The organism is Acinetobacter sp. GG2, assembly GCF_000292385.1.
Lineage (GTDB): Bacteria > Pseudomonadota > Gammaproteobacteria > Pseudomonadales > Moraxellaceae > Acinetobacter > Acinetobacter seifertii.
This window is the reverse complement of record NZ_ALOW01000038.1, coordinates 224,346-244,539: the sequence shown is the minus strand read 5'-3', so window position 1 is coordinate 244,539 and position 20,194 is coordinate 224,346. Positions and strand designations below refer to the sequence as shown.

At 39.7% G+C, this 20,194-nt stretch carries 19 protein-coding genes and 1 pseudogene; 9 read left to right on the top strand and 11 right to left on the bottom strand.

The window, feature by feature from the left end; translation table 11 throughout:
* From B554_RS0114385 to dapA, 5 genes are all read right to left on the bottom strand, one after another.
* Entirely contained in the window at window positions 1–840 is an 840-nt protein-coding gene (locus B554_RS0114385) for a formate/nitrite transporter family protein (protein WP_019458602.1), read from the bottom strand.
* A gap of 238 nt (window positions 841–1,078) precedes the next feature.
* Window positions 1,079–1,282 carry a hypothetical protein gene (locus B554_RS0114380; protein WP_019458601.1) on the bottom strand — a complete coding sequence of 68 codons (204 nt, stop codon included), beginning with the start codon at window positions 1,280–1,282 and terminating at the stop codon, window positions 1,079–1,081.
* 191 nt (window positions 1,283–1,473) lie between these two features.
* On the bottom strand, window positions 1,474–2,193 hold the full coding sequence (gene purC / locus B554_RS0114375) for a phosphoribosylaminoimidazolesuccinocarboxamide synthase (protein ID WP_002119240.1): 720 nt from the start codon (window positions 2,191–2,193) through the stop codon (window positions 1,474–1,476).
* A gap of 36 nt (window positions 2,194–2,229) precedes the next feature.
* On the bottom strand, window positions 2,230–2,829 hold the full coding sequence (locus B554_RS0114370) for a lipoprotein-34 precursor (NlpB) (protein ID WP_081400406.1): 600 nt from the start codon (window positions 2,827–2,829) through the stop codon (window positions 2,230–2,232).
* 15 nt (window positions 2,830–2,844) lie between these two features.
* Window positions 2,845–3,738 (bottom strand): 4-hydroxy-tetrahydrodipicolinate synthase, encoded by an 894-nt coding sequence (gene dapA / locus B554_RS0114365; RefSeq protein WP_004704743.1) that lies wholly within the window; start codon window positions 3,736–3,738, stop codon window positions 2,845–2,847.
* 329 nt (window positions 3,739–4,067) lie between these two features.
* Between dapA and pncA the strand changes: the two genes are divergently transcribed.
* Window positions 4,068–4,712: a bifunctional nicotinamidase/pyrazinamidase gene (pncA, locus tag B554_RS0114360; protein WP_019458599.1), complete on the top strand. Its 645-nt coding sequence runs from the start codon at window positions 4,068–4,070 to the stop codon at window positions 4,710–4,712.
* A gap of 54 nt (window positions 4,713–4,766) precedes the next feature.
* On the top strand, window positions 4,767–5,729 hold the full coding sequence (locus B554_RS0114355) for a bile acid:sodium symporter family protein (RefSeq protein ID WP_019458598.1): 963 nt from the start codon (window positions 4,767–4,769) through the stop codon (window positions 5,727–5,729).
* Window positions 5,730–5,733: 4 nt separating this feature from the next.
* Here the strand turns inward: B554_RS0114355 and B554_RS0114350 are convergent.
* Window positions 5,734–6,205, bottom strand: a pseudogene (locus B554_RS0114350) (DUF523 domain-containing protein).
* Between the two features lie 519 nt (window positions 6,206–6,724).
* On the opposite strand from B554_RS0114350, the gene hppD reads away from it, so the two are divergent.
* Entirely contained in the window at window positions 6,725–7,780 is a 1,056-nt protein-coding gene (hppD, locus tag B554_RS0114345) for a 4-hydroxyphenylpyruvate dioxygenase (protein WP_019458597.1), read from the top strand.
* Between the two features lie 65 nt (window positions 7,781–7,845).
* Here hppD and B554_RS0114340 read toward each other — a convergent pair whose 3' ends face one another.
* From B554_RS0114340 to fahA, 4 genes are all read right to left on the bottom strand, one after another.
* Complete coding sequence (locus tag B554_RS0114340; RefSeq protein WP_019458596.1) at window positions 7,846–8,625, bottom strand: IclR family transcriptional regulator; 780 nt, start codon at window positions 8,623–8,625, stop codon at window positions 7,846–7,848.
* A 295-nt stretch (window positions 8,626–8,920) separates the two neighbouring features.
* Complete coding sequence (locus tag B554_RS0114335; RefSeq protein WP_004704758.1) at window positions 8,921–9,469, bottom strand: VOC family protein; 549 nt, start codon at window positions 9,467–9,469, stop codon at window positions 8,921–8,923.
* A gap of 16 nt (window positions 9,470–9,485) precedes the next feature.
* Window positions 9,486–10,118 (bottom strand): maleylacetoacetate isomerase, encoded by a 633-nt coding sequence (gene maiA / locus B554_RS0114330; RefSeq protein WP_019458595.1) that lies wholly within the window; start codon window positions 10,116–10,118, stop codon window positions 9,486–9,488.
* Window positions 10,105–11,412, bottom strand: coding sequence for a fumarylacetoacetase (fahA, locus tag B554_RS0114325; RefSeq protein WP_019458594.1), 1,308 nt, complete (start codon window positions 11,410–11,412; stop codon window positions 10,105–10,107). The genes maiA and fahA overlap by 14 nt, the downstream gene beginning before the upstream one ends.
* A 356-nt stretch (window positions 11,413–11,768) precedes the next feature.
* Here fahA and B554_RS0114320 point away from each other — a divergent pair, with 356 nt between their 5' ends.
* From B554_RS0114320 to zigA, 3 genes are all read left to right on the top strand, one after another.
* Complete coding sequence (locus B554_RS0114320) at window positions 11,769–13,157, top strand: amino acid permease (protein WP_019458593.1); 1,389 nt, start codon at window positions 11,769–11,771, stop codon at window positions 13,155–13,157.
* Window positions 13,158–13,315: 158 nt separating this feature from the next.
* Window positions 13,316–13,996 carry a YcbK family protein gene (locus B554_RS0114315; protein WP_004704772.1) on the top strand — a complete coding sequence of 227 codons (681 nt, stop codon included), beginning with the start codon at window positions 13,316–13,318 and terminating at the stop codon, window positions 13,994–13,996.
* A gap of 148 nt (window positions 13,997–14,144) precedes the next feature.
* Window positions 14,145–15,410 carry a zinc metallochaperone GTPase ZigA gene (zigA, locus tag B554_RS0114310; protein WP_025465230.1) on the top strand — a complete coding sequence of 422 codons (1,266 nt, stop codon included), beginning with the start codon at window positions 14,145–14,147 and terminating at the stop codon, window positions 15,408–15,410.
* A gap of 33 nt (window positions 15,411–15,443) precedes the next feature.
* Here the strand turns inward: zigA and B554_RS0114305 are convergent, their stop codons facing one another.
* The gene (locus B554_RS0114305; protein ID WP_019458591.1) at window positions 15,444–16,556 is read right to left on the bottom strand and encodes an acyltransferase family protein; all 1,113 of its coding nucleotides are present in this window, start codon (window positions 16,554–16,556) and stop codon (window positions 15,444–15,446) included.
* Window positions 16,557–16,910: 354 nt separating this feature from the next.
* On the opposite strand from B554_RS0114305, the gene hutC reads away from it, so the two are divergent.
* From hutC to hutU, 3 genes are all read left to right on the top strand, one after another.
* Window positions 16,911–17,663 (top strand): histidine utilization repressor, encoded by a 753-nt coding sequence (gene hutC / locus B554_RS0114300; protein ID WP_005066641.1) that lies wholly within the window; start codon window positions 16,911–16,913, stop codon window positions 17,661–17,663.
* Window positions 17,660–18,235, top strand: coding sequence for a HutD family protein (locus B554_RS0114295; protein ID WP_019458590.1), 576 nt, complete (start codon window positions 17,660–17,662; stop codon window positions 18,233–18,235). Before hutC ends, B554_RS0114295 begins: the two co-directional genes overlap by 4 nt.
* Before the next feature lie 251 nt (window positions 18,236–18,486).
* A complete protein-coding gene (hutU, locus tag B554_RS0114290; RefSeq protein ID WP_002054061.1) occupies window positions 18,487–20,163 on the top strand; it encodes a urocanate hydratase in 1,677 nt (558 codons plus the stop codon).
* Window positions 20,164–20,194 lie beyond the last annotated feature (31 nt).

Here is a 20,194-nt window from a genome sequence, read left to right as displayed (position 1 = left end):
CTATTGTTCCAATTCCTCAGTAACCTGACCATAAATCAGCAGGGTAAACACGCCTGTACCACCAATAATATTTCCAATGGTGGTTGGAATCAGGAAATTAAAAATATATTCACTAATAGAGGCATCTCCTTGCCAAACTAGATAAGACATTTCGGTAGAACCTACTACTACATGGGTAAAGTCACCGAGTCCTATCAAATATGTCATGAAAAAGATGAGTAGGAATTTATTACTAACTGAAGGCAGCATCCAGACTAGTGCAGCAATTAACAGCCCTGACATAATACCTTTCAGCAAGTTTTCGGTCGCAGAAAAAGACGCAACATGATGTGCTAGCTCGTCTAGTGCCTTGTCAATATCGGGTGTAAACAGGTGAGTAGTTAAGAAAAATAAACTCGCTAAAGCTGTTCCAATGATGTTGCATAAAATCACAATCCCCCATAATCGGCCTACAGCTTGTAATTTTTCGAGAGTAAAGGGTTTGAATAGAGGTACAACTGTGGTGATGGTATTTTCGGTGAAGAGTTGCATATGGCCCAAAATAGCGATCAGGAACCCAATGGTATAACCGACATTGGTGATTAAATCGGTCCAGACCGCATCAGTTGGAAGATAAGAAGCGATAATCGCCTTAAATACAAAAGAAAAACTGATGACTAGACCTGCCGCAATTCCTGAAAAGATTAGTGCAGCTGTTGGCCGTTCCAGTTCTTCTGCACCATCACGGCGGATAATTTCATAGACTAAACGGGGTGACAGTTTTTCATGTTCTTCGACTGCCATTTTTTCACGCCAGCTTAAGGTTTGCTCGACCTTTTTTTCCTCTATTTCATGGTCCATCATGCTTACTCCTTATAAAATAAATATTTTCTACTTATTATTTTTGTTTATTGTTAAGGCAGCATTCAGAATAAATCTAGTTGATTCATAACAGCTTTATGTATCTTTTTATAAATTGAAAGATACGACGCTAAGCAAAATAGTATGCGAATAAAAGCAATTAACCAGATAGGACAGCTAAATATAAGAAGAGGTCGATAAAGATTTACAGCAAATCAGATAACAGCAGTAACAATAATTAAAGTAAGGTATATGTTCTCAAAGTCCGTATGAGTTTCATATAGTCACCTTGAGAAGCTTCAGAAATGACGGTTTCCACTTCAGCTTCGCTCCAACCTTGTTTCAAAGCAGAGTCGCTAAAATTAGATAAAATCACTAATGGATTTTCACCAAAATGTATTGAGTGATTCATTAATCTCTTTTCAGGCTTAAGTAGTTCCATAGGGTTCACCATACTTTAAATTTAATTATTGTGATGCAATTAATGTTTTTTTAGATTTTAGTGCTTTGCTTTTATATTGTGCAAGTAATAATTTAATTAAATATACAAATCTGTCTACTTTTCCTGAATTTTAGTGCCTAGAAAATAAAAAACCGAGCAATTCAGCTCGGTTTCTTATAAAGTCTGGCTAATTAGATGTCAGATAAATCTACGCCTAAACGAGCTGCAACTTCTTCATAAGCTTCAACAACACCGCCTAAACCTTGACGGAAACGGTCTTTGTCGAGTTTCTTCTTAGAGTCTTTGTCCCATAAACGGCAACCGTCTGGAGAGAATTCGTCACCAAGTACGATACGGTCATGGAAAACACCAAATTCAAGTTTGAAGTCCACCAAGATCATGTTGCCTTCAGCAAATAATGCTTTTAATACATCATTTACTTTATAAGTTAACACTTTCATTTGTTCTAACTGTTCAGCAGTCGCCCAACCTAAAGCAATCGCTTGAGATTCGTTAACCATTGGATCGCCTAGGCCATCATCTTTGTAGAACAATTCAAATGTAGGAGGAGTAAGTTCTTTACCCTCTTCTACACCTAAACGACGGCATAGAGAACCAGCTGCGTAGTTACGAATTACGCATTCAACAGGAATCATTTGAAGTTTTTTTACAAGAACTTCAGTTGGAGAAAGCAATTTTTCAAAATGCGTTTCAATACCCGCAGCAGCAAGTTTTTCCATGATGAAGGCGTTAAAACGGTTGTTCACCTTGCCTTTACGATCTAGTTGTTCGATTTTTTCGCCATTGAACGCAGAGGCATCATCACGAAAGACTAAAATCAGATGGTCGGCATTGTCTGTTTCATATACAGATTTTGCTTTACCAGTATAGAGCAAGGTTTGTTTTAACATGAGGGAACCTTTTAAAAAAAAATGCCTAGTAAACGACTAGGCTGGCCAATTTTGGTAAATCTGGTTTAACACTTCTGCCGCAACTTCAGGGCTTGCAAAAGTGTTGTCTGGATTAAAGAGAGCAAGGCTATGACTAGAGCCAACACCAGTCAGTTTAAGCACATAAGTTTTGTCATTTACTTTAATCGTCGCTTGATTACTACCTTGAGCGATGATGCTGTAATTTAACGTGCTTAGGGTTGCTTTGGTGTATTGCCAAATTTCAGCGGTACTTCCATCAATTTTTAACAGTGGGTTTTTATTACCATCTGTTACAAGTTGAGGGCGACTAAGCGCGCTACCTGATTGAGCAGATGTATCTGCTGTATCACCTTGAGTTTGTTCAGGGCGAGGCAATGCAAAACGATTGCCACGCTTGTTTTCAAACTTCGGTGCGTGATCGATAGCGAGCTGGTCTACTGTTGGTGCAGGATACAAAGGCGTCGCTGGTCGTACAGTTGCATCGGCAGGATACTCAAGCGGGGCGAGTTGCTTTGCTTTTTTATAATCTAAAGAGTGATTATTGAGTGCGAAGCGACCACAGCCAGCTAAACTTAAGGCTGAAACTGCAAGGACTAAACCAAGACGTAATTGCATCATAAATTGCTCTTATTAAATAATTCCCGCATCTTTTAGGGCATTGCGGAGAGGTTCGCGATATTGCTCAGCGAGAGGAGTGAGTGGTAAACGAATACCAGTATCAATCAGTCCCATCTCATGTAGTGCCCATTTCACAGGAATTGGGTTAGATTCGCAAAATAGAATATTGTGTAAATTTGCAATCTTATTGTTAAGCGTCTTCGCTTGTGGCTCATCTTTAGCAATTGCAACCGCACATACTTCGCTCATTGCCTTAGGTGCAATGTTTGCAGTAACCGAGATATTACCATCTGCGCCAAGAAGCATAAGTTCCCATGCAGTTTCATCGTCACCTGAGTAAACAGCCATTTTGCCGTTTAAAGCATCGATTAAAGCTTTACCACGAGGCACATCACCTGTTGCGTCTTTAATACCTACAATGTTAGGAATTTCTGCTAAACGTACCGCTGTATCGTTTGACAAGTCTACGCCTGTACGACCAGGTACGTTATAAAGAATAAGAGGTAATTCAACAGCTTCAGCAACCGCTTTATAGTGTTGGAAAAGGCCTTCTTGGGTTGGTTTGTTATAGTATGGTGTTACAAGTAAAGCGGCATCAGCACCGAGGTCTTTAGCTGCTTTAGTTAATTCGATTGCTTCGCGGGTTGAGTTTGCACCAGTACCGGCAATAATTGGAATACGTTTATTGGCTACACGAATAATTTCTTTAATAACCTGTGTGTGCTCTTCCATGCTCAATGTTGAGGCTTCGCCGGTTGTACCGACGGCTACAATACTGTTTGTACCTTGTTCTATGTGCCACTCAACCAGCTTCTCAAGACCCTTCCAATCTACACCGCCATCTTTCAACATGGGAGTGACAATTGCGACGATTGAGCCTTGAATGGTCTGTGCTTGCTGAGTCATTTTAAAAAATATCCTATTTATCCATCCGAATCTGAGGTAAGAAAAACAAAATGTGGGATGGTTGCAGTATTTTGATTGTCCAGTTCTAACAATAACAGATTGTTGAATGACAATTATGCAAATTATGACTGATCAGACGCATAAGAACAATATGCTTAACTGATAAACCCTATGTAAACTTGAGCAAAACATAGAATGCCAATTTGATCATTTCAAGTAAAAGACAGTAAATATGACAATATGATTCAATTCTGCGAATCCTTACTTGCTACGGTCTTTTTTATGGCAAGATAAAATGCATATTTTTCCCGAATGGGACTTAAGATGGCATGAAAATGAAGAAACAACCACAAAATTCGGCTTTAGTCGTAGTTGATGTACAAAATGGTTTTACGCCGGGTGGAAATTTAGCAGTTGCCGACGCCGATACAATTATTCCAACCATTAACCAATTGGCGCGTTGTTTTGAAAATGTCGTTCTGACACAAGATTGGCATCCAGATAATCATATTTCTTTTGCTACCAACCATGTGGGTAAACAGCCATTTGAAACCATTGAGCTCGATTATGGACCACAAGTGCTTTGGCCTACGCATTGTGTACAAGGTAGCCAAGATGCCGAATTTCATCCAGATTTGAATATTCCAACGGCCCAGTTGATTATCCGAAAAGGCTTTCATGCTCATATTGATAGCTATTCGGCTTTTATGGAAGCAGACCACAGCACAATGACGGGTTTAACGGGTTACTTAAAAGAGCGCGGCATTGATACGGTTTATGTGGTCGGAATTGCTACGGACTTTTGTGTCGCATGGACTGCTTTAGATGCAGTTCAACTCGGCTTTAAAACTTTAGTGATTGAAGATGCCTGTAAGGGTATTAATCTGAACGGCTCTTTAGAACAGGCATGGCAAGCGATGCAGCAACAGGGTGTTGTCCGTATTCAATCGACTGATTTGTTGAGTGAATGTTAAAGAGAGTGCTCATGTTATTTGGGCTTTAATTGCGATTTGATATGGATGAACAGCATGTCTGCATTATTACGTTTTACTCAATTTGTTCAGAAAACGTTTGCTTTATGGGTCATTGTTTTTGCGGCTCTAGCGCTATGGCAACCTGAGTTTTTTGTCTGGCTTAAAGCGTACATCCCATGGATCTTAGGGATTATTATGCTCGGTATGGGAATGACCATGACCGTTGATGACTTTAAAGGGGTATTGCAAAGCCCTAAAGCCGTCTTAATTGGGGTGGTTGCCCAGTTTGTGGTGATGCCCGGTTTAGCATATGTTCTATGTAAATTATTTAATTTACCGCCTGAAATTGCAGTCGGCGTTATTTTAGTGGGGTGTTGCCCAGGCGGAACAGCTTCAAACGTGATTACCTATATGGCCAAGGGCAACGTGGCTTTGTCGGTCGCCTGTACATCGGTATCAACACTTTTAGCACCTGTATTAACACCTGCAATTTTCTATCTGCTAGCCAGCCAATGGTTAAAGATAGATGCAGCTTCGATGTTTATTTCGATTTTGCAGGTGGTGCTACTGCCTATTGTGATTGGTCTGATTTTGCGAACTTGGCTTAAGCGTCAGGTCGAATCTTATATTCAAGTCATGCCTTTAGTTTCAGTTATTGCAATTGTCGCGATTGTGGCAGCCATTATTGGTGGAAGCAAAGCAGCTATTCTTCAATCGGGTTTGCTTATTTTAGCTGTGGTGATATTGCATAATGGGTTTGGTTATTTATTAGGTTTTACCGCAGCTCGTTTCTTTAAATTGCCTTATGCAGACAGTAAAGCAATTGCGGTAGAAGTCGGTATGCAAAACTCAGGTTTAGGTGTGGCACTTGCAGCAGTACATTTTGCTGCTTCTCCGATTACAGCAGTACCAAGCGCGATTTTCAGCCTTTGGCACAATATTTCTGGTCCTGCGCTTGCGACTTATTGGGCAAGTCGTACAGAGGTAGACAAATCCATTCAATTAAAAGCTGATTAATTCACTAAAGGGGATGTGCTGCTAACCATTCTTCAATTTTCGTTTTCAGAAATCACTTTAAAACCATGGCGCTGTAACAGTGCTGTGGTAATCCCAACACCCGTAATTCTCTCACCTTGAAAAGTTCCGTTATAAATTTTTTGACTGCCGCAAGATGGGCTATTTTCTTTTAAAACCACACAACTTGCTTTTATTTGCTGTGCAATTTCTAGAGTGCGGTGAGCACCTTTTAAATAGAGCGCTGTCACATCTAAACCAGATGAGTCAGTAATTTTTGCCTTGCAATCAAGTACATCTTGACCTGTTCCTCCTACAATTTCTGCGGGTAAGCGAGGCGTGCTAAATCCACCTAATAACTCTGGGCAAAGTGCATGGGCTTTTTTATTTAAAAATAACTGCTGAAGCGTAGTGTGCAAGCATGATCGGCCGTCATAACGTACAGGTTCACCAATTAAACAAGCACTGATTAAAATCATGAGTTTTCCGCCGTTAGAACTTTAAAAGCCATGTGAGTGTACCCAATGATTTATAAAATATGAAATCTAAAACAAGCACAAACAAACTGCATAATTTGATTAATAAATTACACAATTCATAATTAAATTATGTATTGCATAATTTAATTGTTTTTAGTAGCATCTGTTTTAAGGTAAATGGCCATTGGAGGTCCAACAAGGATGTTGGCCTCCATAAATCTAGGAATGACTTTAGGAAAAGGCGATTTTTAAAGGTTTATTGAAAAAACTCAATCGTACTTTTAGATAAGAAAGGACTGTGTGTATGGAAAATAAACACCATATAGAAGGGAAATTAATCATCGGCTTCGTGCTCACTCAATCATCGTTTTAATTATTGGTTTTTTTCTCATAGGATGCGTTGGGCTAAGGCATTTTGACGGTTCAAACACTCTCCTAGCAAATGCGTATTCTATAGAGAAAGGAGCTGACCAGATCAGCAGAAATAAACGGATCAGGTAATCACCAGAGGGAAACTAGATGGATATTTTAGAGAACCCATTAGAACTATGCGGTTTTGCATTTATTGAGTTTGTTTCAAAAGAAAATGAATTAGATACAATTTTTGAAACCATCGGCTTTTCAAAAGTAGCCAAGCATAAATCGAAAAAAGTGTACTTATGGCGTCAAGGAAATATCAATATTATCCTGAATTATCAGCCAGAATCTTATGCTTCATTCTTTTTCAATGAGCATGGCCCATCTGCTTGCGCAATGGGATTCAAAACACGTGATGCGGCAAAAGCTTTTAAAAAGGCTGTTGAGCTTGGTGCAGAACCAATGCAATCTAATATTGGGCCAATGGAGCTTAACATTCCGGCAATTAAAGGTATTGGTGGCATGCCAATTTTCTTAGTTGACCGTGACATTTATGAAAATGACTTTGTTTTCTTTGATGATGCACAGCGTCACCCTGAAGGTGCGGGTTTAAATGAAATTGACCACTTAACTCATAATGTCTACAAAGGCCGTATGGAGTACTGGGCAAATTTCTACGAGAAGATTTTTAACTTCCAAGAAATTCGTTACTTCGACATTAAAGGCGAATATACGGGTTTAACATCTAAAGCGTTAACTGCTCCAGATGGCATGATCCGTATTCCTTTAAATGAAGACTCAGACAAAGGTAACGGTCAAATTGCAGAATTCTTAGCTGATTTTAATGGCGAAGGTATTCAGCATATTGCGTTTATTTGTGATGACTTAATTTCGACTTGGGATAAGTTAAAGGGCTTGGGTCTACAATTTATGACTCCACCGCCAAACACGTATTATGAAATGTTGGAAGACCGTTTACCTGAGCATGGCGAACCGACTAGTGAATTACAGCAGCGCGGTATTTTGCTTGATGGTAATACTAAAGATGGTCAGAAGAAGCTTTTATTGCAAATCTTCTCTCAAAATATGATTGGACCAGTATTCTTCGAATTCATTCAACGTAAAGATGATGACGGTTTTGGTGAAGGTAACTTCAAGGCACTGTTTGAATCGATTGAACGTGACCAAATTCGCCGTGGCGTTCTCGAAGCAAAATAAGTTTTGCTTTGTCTCTAATCTAAAAAAACCAAGAGTATTGCTCTTGGTTTTTTTATGGCTCATGATTAGCGGCTTTTAATATATTGATTAATTAAATTAATCTCATTTTTAAGCGTTTCAATAATTTTACTTTGTGGGTCGACGGGTAAAAACATTTCACTATCCAGTGCCACAATACAAAACTCAATGCTCTGGTTTGAGTTAAATACTGGTAGACCTACTGCGTTAATACCTGTGAGTAAATCACCTTTCGCTGCTGACATTTGTTGCTGGCGAATAGTTTCTTTAAGTTCTAAAAATTCTTGCCAGTTGTGTGGGGCAATATTTAGCCCAAGTTCCTGATGCTTTTGCCATTCGGCTTCCATTAAGGGGCGAACAAAATGCTCTGGAAGATAAGAAGCAAATAAACGTCCTGCAGCAGAATTAACTAAAGGCATAATCGAGCCGACTTTAGTAACAATCGAAATAGGGTGGTTAGACTCAATTGACTGAACCACGACAGGGCCTTTAGGCGACCATTTACTAATTTGTATGCCGCAACCAATTTTGTTTTGTAGGTCGTAAATTAAATGCTGTACGAGCTGTAGTGTGTCGCTATGTTGAACACAGTTTAGACCTAAGCGCCATGCCTGATCGCCTAGGGCGTATTGACCATCATCAAGCTGTTTTGCATATTCCATACGAATAAGGCTAACCAGATAGCGGTGTACTTTAGCCGGATGCATTTCTAGCTTGCTAGATAGATCTTTGAGAATAATAGGTTGATTGTGTTCCAAGAGGGCGTTTAGTACAGATAAACCGACTTCAAGTGATTGAACCCCCCCAGATACTTTTTCTTCAATCATTTAAATACCCTTAATAAATTTACTTCAGCTGTTAAACAGTGACGATCAAAATATAAATTGAAATTGCTGCGATTTACATCATGCCTGAGCCTCGCGAGAAATAGAAATCACCTTTTTCTATTAGCGAAATTGGCATGTTTAATAATCAACAATTTTCTAAAATCACTATGCTCTCATTTATAGCGCAATTTTCTAGAAATTTAGCGTTTTTAAATAATATAAATCGGCATTGATATAGAACCGTTCATTCAAACAATTCTAATCAATGCCGATTTTTTAGTTTGCTGTTTTAAAATTAGGTTCCTAACTCTTCTTCATGTAAGAAGTGAGTGTGGTGTGGAGCGCGTTTGGTTTTGCTCCATTCATCTAACATTTCAGCTTTCATTTCTTCAGTAATTTTTGCAATTTTTTCTTCAGCATGAACATCGTTATAAGTCAGTTCTAAACGATGGCCATTTGGGTCGAAGAAATAAATTGAGTGGAAAATTCCATGGTTCGTCACGCCCAACACTTTCACGCCATTTTCTTCTAAATGTTGTTTCGCAGCCATTAGGGCATTTAAGTCTTCAACTTCAAAAGCAATATGTTGAACCCATTGAGGCGTATTTTCATCTCGACCCATTTCTGGTTGAGTTGGTAATTCAAAAAATGCCAAAACGTTGCCTTGACCAGCATCTAGGAATAAATGCATATAAGGATCAAAGGCTTTTGTTGAAGGAACATGGTCTTCAGCAAAAGCTAAGATAAAGTCCATATTGAGCATTTTTTTATACCACTCAACAGTTTCTTTCGCATCCTTACAACGATATGCAACGTGATGTATTTTTTTAATGGCAAATGTCATGTTGAAACTCCTTTTACTATTCCCAATCTGGTTGTTGTTCTGGTGCCGCGTTATAGAAGGCTGGGATAGACAAACAATGTTGATAAATTGATTCAATTTTTGGAAACGCAGATAAATCTATCTTGAAGCGTTTCGCATTGTAGACCTGTGGAATCAGGCAGCAATCGGCAATCGTTGCTTGTTGTCCAAAGCAAAATTGTCCATTTGAATCTTGAAGTTGCTGTTCGAGACTTTGAAAGCCTTCAATAATCCAGTGCTGATACCAATAATTTTTTTGTTCGTCCGAGACATTTAAGTCATTTTTTAAATATTTCAGAACGCGTAAGTTGTTTAAGGGGTGAATATCACAAGCGATTGCTTGTGCAAAAGCACGGATTTTGGCTCTCTCTTTCACATCATTTGGAAGTAGTTTGGTTTCTGGATATTGTTCATCTAGATATTCCAAAATACTTAATGACTGTGACAAGGTTAAATCGCCGTCCACTAAAGTTGGCACTAGGGCACTGCGATTTAACTTTAAATAGTCTTTACTTTGCTGCTCATTTTTAACTAAATGAACTGGTGCAGTTTCATAAGCGAGACTTTTTAGGTTGAGGCCAATCCGTACTCTGTAAGCTGCAGAGCTACGAAAGTAACTATACAGCTTCATAGTCAGGCTCCGAAGTTTCTGCAAAATCAAAATCTAATGCAGGAAGTACAGTGTTTCGAACTTCACCAAAGCCAATACGGATACCATTTTTCTCACAGTGACCTTTCATGATGAGCGTATCGCCGTCTTGTAAGAAACCACGAGTTTCACCATTGGCAAGTGTTAATGGTTTAGTGGTGTTCCAAGTGAGCTCAAGCAAGCTGCCATAAGAGTCAGGTGTAGAACCTGAAATGGTACCTGAACCCATTAAGTCACCGACCTGAACGTTACAGCCTCCAATGGTGTGGTGAGTCAGCTGCTGAGCCATAGACCAATACATATATTTGAAGTTGGTTTTACAGATCACATCAGTTTGTGCTGATTTTGGTGTGTGAATCTCAACACTCAAATTAATGTCGTAACTGTTGGCGATATTTTCTTGTAAATAAGCCAGTGGTTTTGGTTCTTGTTCCGGGCCTTCAACTTTAAATGGTTCAAGTGCTTCAAGCGTTACCACCCAAGGTGAAATAGCGCTAGCAAAAGATTTTGAGTTGAATGGACCTAGAGGAACGTATTCCCATTGCTGGATATCACGTGCTGACCAGTCGTTTAGCAGAACCATTCCAAAAATATGGTCCCAAGCATTTTCAATCGAGATAGGCTGCCCCAACTGAGTTGGTTTTCCTACAATAAATGCTGTTTCAAGTTCGAAATCGAGTTTACGAGTTGCTGAGAAAACCGGACGTTCTTCATTTGGAAGTTTGATTTGACCTGATGGGCGTACCACTTGAGTTCCGCTCACGACAACAGAGCTAGCACGACCGTTATAACCTACAGGTAATTCGGTCCAGTTTGGAAGCAAGGCATTTTTAGGGTCACGGAACATACAGCCGACATTGGTCGCGTGTTCTTTAGAAGAATAGAAATCGGTATAGCCAGGTACGCGAACAGGTAAATGTAAAGTCACGCTGTCTTGCTTCACTAGAACTTCTTGGCGTAATGCTTCATTTTCTTGAAGCGTTAAATTTTCAACTGAAAGAAGAGACTGTAATGTTTTACGAACTTTAGACCAGTTAGCTTTGCCTGATTCAATAAATTTATTCAGTGTAGGCTGGTTAAAGTATGTGTCTTGATCTGAAAGTTTTAAAAGACCATGCTTTTCAAGAGCAGCGAGATCAATGACCCAATCACCAATAGCTACACCGACCTGACGCTCGCCTTCGGCTGTTCTACTAAAAATACCATAAGGCAAATTATGAATAGTGAAATCAGATTGAGGTGAAACTTCAATAAAAGAGTTTAGTTTTTGTTCCATTTTCGCTTCCTTGTCTTCATCTCGTGTCTTATACAAATAAAAGTTCGGTCTAGGGACTGAGCTACTCAATAAGTTTTAACCTTGTTTAGATCATTTTTTTACTTATGGGTTTGATATAGACCGAGCCAACCAATTGCTTCATGGTTCTTATAATACTGAATTCATAAAATTACGCAATACATAATTTAATTACACATTGCATAATAATTGTTATTTCTTGCATTTTCTGTTTTCATGCGCGGTTATGAGAAAAGTAACGCAATTATTTTTTCATCAATCTCTATGAAAATCTGATCAATTTATGATATACGTAATTTATTGGAAAAAAATTACGTGACAAGGATGAGAATAATCATATGTCAACACAAGAGCAAGGAAACCTGAAACACGGTTTGAGTAATCGTCACATCCAGCTGATTGCATTGGGTGGAGCGATTGGTACAGGGCTGTTTCTTGGTATATCACAATCGATTAAATTGGCAGGTCCATCGGTAATCTTGGGTTATGCGATTGCAGGATTTATTGCTTTTTTAATGATGCGCCAGCTCGGTGAAATGGTGGTCGAAGAGCCAGTAAGTGGTTCTTTTAGTCATTTTGCTTACAAATATTGGGGACCATTTGCAGGCTTCATGTCAGGATGGAACTACTGGGTACTTAACGTACTGGTATGTATGGCAGAGTTAAGTGCAATTGGTCTGTATATTCAATATTGGTGGCCGCAAATCCCAACGTGGGCATCCGCGCTAACGTTCTTTATTCTCATTAATGGTATTAATTTATTGCACGTTAAGTTTTTTGGCGAAATGGAATTTTGGTTTTCCATTGTTAAAATCTTAGCAATTTTAGCCATGATTGCTTTCGGTTCGTATTTACTTGCAACCGGTACAGCAGGGCCACAAGCAAGTATCAGTAACCTTTGGGCATTAGGCGGTTTCTTCCCGTTTGGTGTTGAAGGCTTGGTGATGGCAATGGCAGTCATTATTTTTGCTTTTGGCGGTATCGAGCTTTTCGGTATTACTGCGGCTGAAGCACGTGACCCAGACAAAACCTTACCTAAAGCGGTAAATCAGATTATCTATCGTATTTTGATTTTCTATATTGCAACGCTTCTTGTTTTATTCTCATTATTCCCTTGGAATCAAATGGCACAAGGTGGCAGTCCTTTTGTAATGGTGTTTGCTTCTTTAGACAGTCAAGGCGTTGCGACTTTACTCAACTTCGTGATTTTGACTGCTGCGGTTTCAGTTTATAACGGTACAAGCTATTGCAGTAGCCGTATGTTGTTAGGCCTTGCTCAGCAAGGAAATGCACCAAAAGTATTTGCACGTATTAATAAACGCGGTATCCCAACCAATGCAGTGATTCTTTCTGCGGCAGTCACTATTTTATGTGTATTGTTAAATTACATTTTCCCTGAAAAAGCATTTGGTTTGCTCATGATGCTTGTAGTTGCAGCGATTGTGATTAACTGGGTGGTAATTTCATGGACACATTTAAAATTCCGTAAATTCATGATGCGCCAAGGTCAAACTACGAAATTCCCAAGCTTCATGTACCCATTTAGCAACTATCTTTGCATGGTGTTTATGCTTGGAATTTTAGTTGTCATGTCGCTAACGCCAGATATGCGTGTGGCTGTGATGATGATTCCGGGATGGATTTTGTGCTTAATGGTGGCTTATCAATTTAAACGCCGTAAGTTAAAAGCTGAGCAGCCTGTACATGCTTTAGAAGCAGATATGTAATCAGGTCTGAGTTAGAAACTAAAAAGGACGTATTAATACGTCCTTTTTTATTTTTAAAATTTACAACAGAAATTAAAGGACTTTATAATTGTTATATTATAACATCTGTTGAATGAATAACTAAGGCTTCCCGATGTTGAGGGAGGAACAACATATTTATGAAATATTCCTATTTAGGTTTAATCTTACTTTCTCTTACCGCGTGTACGACTCAAACACCTAAGCCAACGGTTTCTAAGCATCCTCACTCTTTGCCTCAGCCATCTAAAACAGTGGTAAGAATAAAACAACAACCCGAAGATTATATTGTTTGGATCGCAACCGCAGATCACGCGCAGTCTGTGCAGGCTTATAAGCAATTTCTGAAGCAGAAAGGACTTGCCAATTTAGTGCCAGATTATGAGTTATTACGTTCAGCTCGAGACTGGCAAAAATGTGGAGTCGAGCCTTATGCGGTGCCACCGAGAGAGATTTGGTCCAACATCGTTCCTACGCTTAGCATTTTAAAAGCATTGGTTGATGATGGTGTGATTAATGATTTTGAAGTGACATCAGCCTATCGAGCTTTATCTTTAAACCGCTGTGCAGGTGGTGCAGATGCTTCTCGACATGTCTTTAATGCAGCGCTTGATTTTCGAATTGGACCAGAACAGCCTAGCGACTTAGACCAATTCAATATTCAGCAAACCAAAACTAAACTTTGTCAGTTCTGGGAAACCAAGGGACAAGCTCTTAATATGGGTCTGGGTGTTTATGCTTCGGGACAAATTCATATTGATAGCCAAGGCTTCCGATCATGGGGACCTGACCATCACTATAGAACCTCGATTTGTCAGTGACTATAAAAGCAATTCTTTCAAAGACTAAATGAGTTGGTTTGAATAAAAGCAGAATAAAAACTTGATCAATAGTTATGTTATAACATAACATTATTGTGGTTTAGAAATAGATTACGCCTGTGATCTGGCCATATTTCAATGGCCAGCCATGATCAGTTTAAATATTATTCGAAGAGATCAAGCCATGCACACTGCAATCGCCAACTCATTTGCCAAGCTTCCAGTTACCGTTTTATCTGGCTTTTTGGGTGCAGGAAAGACCACATTACTTAATCATATTTTAAATAATCGTGAAGGCCGCCGTATTGCCGTGATTGTTAATGATATGTCTGAGGTAAATATTGATGCGGCATTAGTACGCGAAGGTGGGGCGGAGCTTTCAAGGACAGATGAAAAACTGGTTGAAATGAGTAACGGCTGTATCTGCTGCACGCTACGAGAAGATTTACTGGTTGAGGTGAGACGTTTAGCCGATGAAGGGCGCTTTGACCAATTGGTGATTGAGTCAACAGGCATTTCAGAACCACTGCCTGTTGCAGAAACCTTTACCTTTGAAGATGAAGATGGAAACTCACTCAATGAGTTTGCTCGACTCGATACTATGGTCACAGTAGTCGATGCTTTTAACTTTCTTAAAGATTACAGCTCAGTCGACTCACTGCAACAACGTGGTGAGTCATTAGGTGAGCAAGATGAGCGAACTGTAGTTGACCTTCTGATTGATCAGATCGAGTTTTGTGATGTGATTGTGCTGAATAAAATTGACCTGATTAATCAGGCGCAGCAAGACCAGCTCATCGCAATTTTAAAAACGTTAAACCCGCGTGCCCGAATTGAAATTGCTCAATTTGGAAAGGTTGCCTTAGATAAAATTTTAAATACACAGCTATTCGATTTTGATGAAGCCGCACAAGCACCGGGCTGGTTAAAAGAGTTACGCGGCGAGCATACGCCAGAGACTGAAGAGTATGGCATTAGTAGCTTTGTTTACCGCGCACGTCGACCTTTCCATCCAGAGCGTTTTTATGATTTGGTTCAGTCAGAATGGCCAGGAGTCGTACGTTCTAAAGGCTTTTTCTGGTTGGCTGCTGACCCTACCTTGGCTTATTCATGGTCGCAAGCGGGTGCAATGGCTCGACACGGCCTAGCAGGTTATTGGTGGGCTGCTGTTTCAGAAGAAGATTGGCCGAGTGACCTAGCCAGCATTGAGCAAATTAAGAAAAATTGGGACGCTCGTACAGGTGATGCACGTCAGGAACTGGTTTTAATTGGTATGCAAATGGATGAGCAAGCTTTAATACAACGCTTGGATCGTTGCCTGTTAAGTGATGAAGAAATGGCTTTAGGGCCACAAGCTTGGCAGAACTGGTCGAACCCTTTTAAGCAAGATGATGAAACCATGTTGATCGCTTAATTAAAAAAGCCCCTATTTTCAAGGGGCTTATTTTTATGATTTATCTTTAATGAAAATCTTTCGAATATAGCTGTTAAGTGGGGTCGAATAATATTTTTCAATCGCTGCGCTAATAACAAAAGTTAGAACTAGATAGCCAATTAAAAGCATAATTTTGATGCTAGCGTCGGTTTGAGCCGGAACAAAGGCAACTTTCATAAGACCTAGCACAACCAGATGGAACAGATAAGTCTCATAACTTCGTTGCCCCAACCAGACCATCACCTTGGTCAATAGGTTATGCGCCTGTGTTTCGGAAGGATGCTGAAAACACAAAATCAGTAAGCCTGTAGCAAAAGCAAATAAGCTAATACCCCATGTACTCACTTCTTTAATTGGCGCATATAAATATAGCGCGGTCATGCTCAAAATAAGCAACCAAGAAAAAGGCTTTTTATAAGTCCAGTTTGGTCGGTAGGTATGAGAAAAAATCGCCGTTAAACAGCCAATCGCTATGCCATCAAAACTTGAAAAATAATGATATAAATAGGCGCCGCTTTCTTCTCCAAAATGTAGAGATCTGAAATACGGCCCGTATAAAATTACCCCAACCAGTACAGCAATGAAGACCTTATTACTACGTGTGAACAAGCACAATAATGGAAAAACAAAATAGAAAACTTCTTCTACAGAGAGTGACCACAACACACCCAAAGCATAGTTTACCCAACCGAATTTAATAATCAGGATATTCATCCAGAAGGTTAGAGCTGCAAATATGGTTAAGGGATAGGAAACCTCAATGCCATTGGGTGCTTGGTTGATAAAGGGTTTTAAGTCAAATGAACCAAGTATGCTTACCCCTAAAATGAGTAATATCAGACACGGTAAAATACGCGCCGCCCGTCGGATATAAAAATGCTTGAGGTTAATTGCGGAAAACTGTTTGTCTCGTTTTAACGTGTGATGGGTAATTAAAAAACCCGAAATCACAAAAAACATGGTGACGCCATAATTTCCGTTTCTTGCGATGACTGTGCTAAATGCTTCACCTAAGAAATCAAAACCTAACCATGTATCTTTAAGTTTATAAGGAATATTAAAATGATGTAAAAGAACCAACAGGATAGACATTCCACGCAGAATATCTATTTTATAATTACGCATTCGATGTGCTTCCAGCTTTATTAATATACTGTGTGGCAGAAGAATACTATTGATCAGTTATTTTAAATAAAAATTTTAAGCAGCATTTCGTAAACTAGAAAAGACGATACTTTTTACATCCTTGAATTGAGCACAGGCATAGCAGAAATAACTATTAAATAAATATTGATAAAGCCTTTATATATTTGAATTTCTCTACATAAAACTTTAAATTAGCTCTTATCGAGCTATGTTTATTTTTTAAACTTTTTAAAATCTATTTAATTCATAAATTAACATGTTGTATGTGGTTGTATATACATAGCATGTCAACTAAAATACCTTTTTGCCTGCCGCCTTTTTTGAGTATTTGTTATGCCCAGAACATCAAAACAAGAACATGCTGAGCTTTCGATTGAAGCTGATAGTCCAGTTCCTTTATACCAACGCGTAAAACAACTGATTTCACAAAAGATTTATGAAGGTTCATGGGCTGTAAATAAAAAAATTCCTTCGGAAAGTGAACTGGTTAATCAACTCGGTTGTAGCCGTATGACTGTAAACCGTGCGCTTCGTGAGTTAACGACTGAGGGTTTACTCGTTCGAATTCAAGGCGTTGGTTCTTTCGTTGCTGAAGGGCAAGGCCGAACTGCACTTTTTCAGATTAATAATATTGCCGATGAGATTATTGCACGAAACCATAAGCACCACGCTGAAGTTTTAGTCTTAGAACAAATTTATGCAAATGCAGAGCAAAGCGTGTTAATGCAGACTCGTGAAGGGCAAAGATTATTTCACTCGATTATTGTGCATTATGAAAATGATGTCCCTGTTCAGGTCGAAGATCGTTTAGTCGATGCAGCGCTTATTCCAGATTATCTACAACAAGATTTTAAAACCATTACCCCAAATGCTTACCTCATGGCGAAAGCACCTGTCTCAGAAGGTGAGCACATTGTCGAGGCAGTTTTAGCATCTCCTCAAGAGTGTAAATGGTTAAAGATCACCAAAGCTGAGCCGTGTTTACTGATCCGTCGCCGCACATGGTCAAACAAACAGTTGATTTCAAGTGCGCGTTTGATTTACCCGGGCAGCCGCTATTATCTCGAAGGGAAATTTAACCCATGATTGAATTGATCAGGGCCGATCAATATACAAAAATGCTTTGGAAAAACGGTGCCGGTTTCACTTTAGAAATTGCTCGAAGCCAAGGTGAAGCCGACTTTGAATGGCGCATTTCCATGGCTGATGTGACTACTTCCGGGCCATTTTCGCTATTTCCCAATAAGCAGCGCATTATTAGCGTACTTGATGGACAGGGCATGGTACTGCATGTCGATAACCTTCCTGCCAAAACGCTGAACCAAGGTGATATTTTTGCTTTTCATGGTGAGAGTCAGGTTCAAAGTGAACTGGTCGACGGTGCAATTCGAGATTTAAATTTAATTTATGATCCTGCAAAGTTTCATGCCCGTTTTCAGTGGTTGAATGATGCAGCGGAGCAGGCATTTATTAGCTCGGCTGACCTGATTTTCATTTTTAATCAGGGAAGTGAAACGGAAGTAAATGTTGATGATCATTCCGTTCAGCTTGCTGTTCACGAGACGCTAAAAATTGAGAAAAATACTGGCGTGACATTAGTCAATTTTCCCAAAAAACAACTCAAAAGCTGCTATGTCATTGAGTTAATTCAACGATAAAAAGACATCATTTACGACTTAAAAAGCACATGTCTTGTTAGAGGATATGTGCTTTTTTTATGCCTAATATAAAAATAAATTAATTTAATTCATAAGCTTATTCATTTTTTTAAAAAAAATATGAGTCACCCTCTTCACGCCGAAAAATATTTGTGTAGTATATGGATGTATATACAAGTTAATACATTACTATACAAATGCAGAGACAAGTGATGTTCTGCTGATGTAAGCTCAAAGGAAGGAGTCCGACTGTGACAACAACGACAACAAAATTTCGTGATGTAGAAATTCGTGCACCACGCGGCACTGAATTAACGGCTAAGAGTTGGTTAACTGAAGCCCCATTACGTATGTTGATGAATAACCTTGATCCGGACGTTGCAGAAAACCCGAAAGAGTTAGTTGTATACGGCGGTATTGGTCGTGCAGCACGAAACTGGGAATGTTTCGACAAAATTGTAGATACGCTAAAAAATCTTGAAACTGACGAAACTTTATTGGTTCAATCAGGCAAACCAGTAGGTGTATTTAAAACTCATAAAGATGCACCACGCGTTTTAATTGCAAACTCAAACCTTGTACCGCACTGGGCAAACTGGGAACACTTCAACGAGTTAGACGCAAAAGCACTTGCAATGTACGGTCAAATGACAGCAGGTTCATGGATTTACATTGGTAGCCAAGGGATTGTGCAGGGTACTTATGAAACTTTCGTTGAAGCAGGCCGCCAACACTACAACGGTGACTTAAAAGGCCGTTGGGTGCTTACTGCTGGTTTAGGTGGTATGGGTGGTGCTCAGCCTTTAGCTGCAACACTTGCAGGTGCGTGTTCTTTAAACATTGAATGCCAACAAGCAAGTATCGATTTCCGTTTACGTACCCGTTATGTAGACGAACAAGCAACTGATTTAGACGACGCTTTAGCGCGTATTGATCGCTATACAAAAGAAGGCAAAGCAATTTCAATTGCGCTTCATGGTAACGCTGCTGAAATTTTACCTGAGCTTGTTCGCCGTGGTGTACGTCCAGACATGGTGACTGACCAAACAAGTGCACATGATCCTCTCAATGGTTACTTACCAGTAGGTTGGACTTGGGATGAATACCGTGAACGTGCGAAAACTGAACCAGAAGCTGTGGTAAAAGCTGCAAAACAGTCAATGGCGAAGCACGTACAAGCGATGCTTGATTTCCAAAAAATGGGTGTCCCAACATTTGACTATGGTAATAACATCCGTCAAATGGCGAAAGATGAAGGCGTAGCAAACGCTTTTGATTTCCCAGGCTTCGTACCTGCGTACATCCGTCCATTGTTCTGCCGTGGTATTGGTCCATTCCGTTGGGCAGCACTTTCTGGTGACCCAGAAGATATTTATAAAACAGATGCCAAAGTTAAAGAATTAATTCCTGATGATGAGCATTTACATCACTGGTTAGACATGGCGCGTGAACGCATTAGCTTCCAAGGCTTACCAGCGCGTATTTGCTGGGTTGGTCTAGGCTTACGTGCAAAACTTGGTTTGGCATTTAACGAAATGGTTCGTAGCGGTGAATTGTCTGCACCAGTTGTGATTGGTCGTGACCATTTAGACTCAGGTTCGGTTGCAAGTCCAAACCGTGAAACTGAAGCAATGCAAGACGGCTCAGACGCAGTATCAGACTGGCCTTTATTAAATGCATTGCTCAATACAGCAGGCGGCGCAACTTGGGTGTCTTTACATCACGGTGGTGGTGTAGGTATGGGCTTCTCTCAACACTCAGGCGTTGTGATTGTGTGTGATGGTACAGATGAAGCTGCTGCACGTATTGCTCGCGTACTGACCAATGACCCTGCAACAGGTGTTATGCGTCATGCCGATGCAGGTTATGAAATTGCGATTAACTGTGCGAAAGAGCAAGGCTTACACTTGCCAATGATCACGCAATAAAAATACATGGAAGAACTAGCGGTGCTTTTTG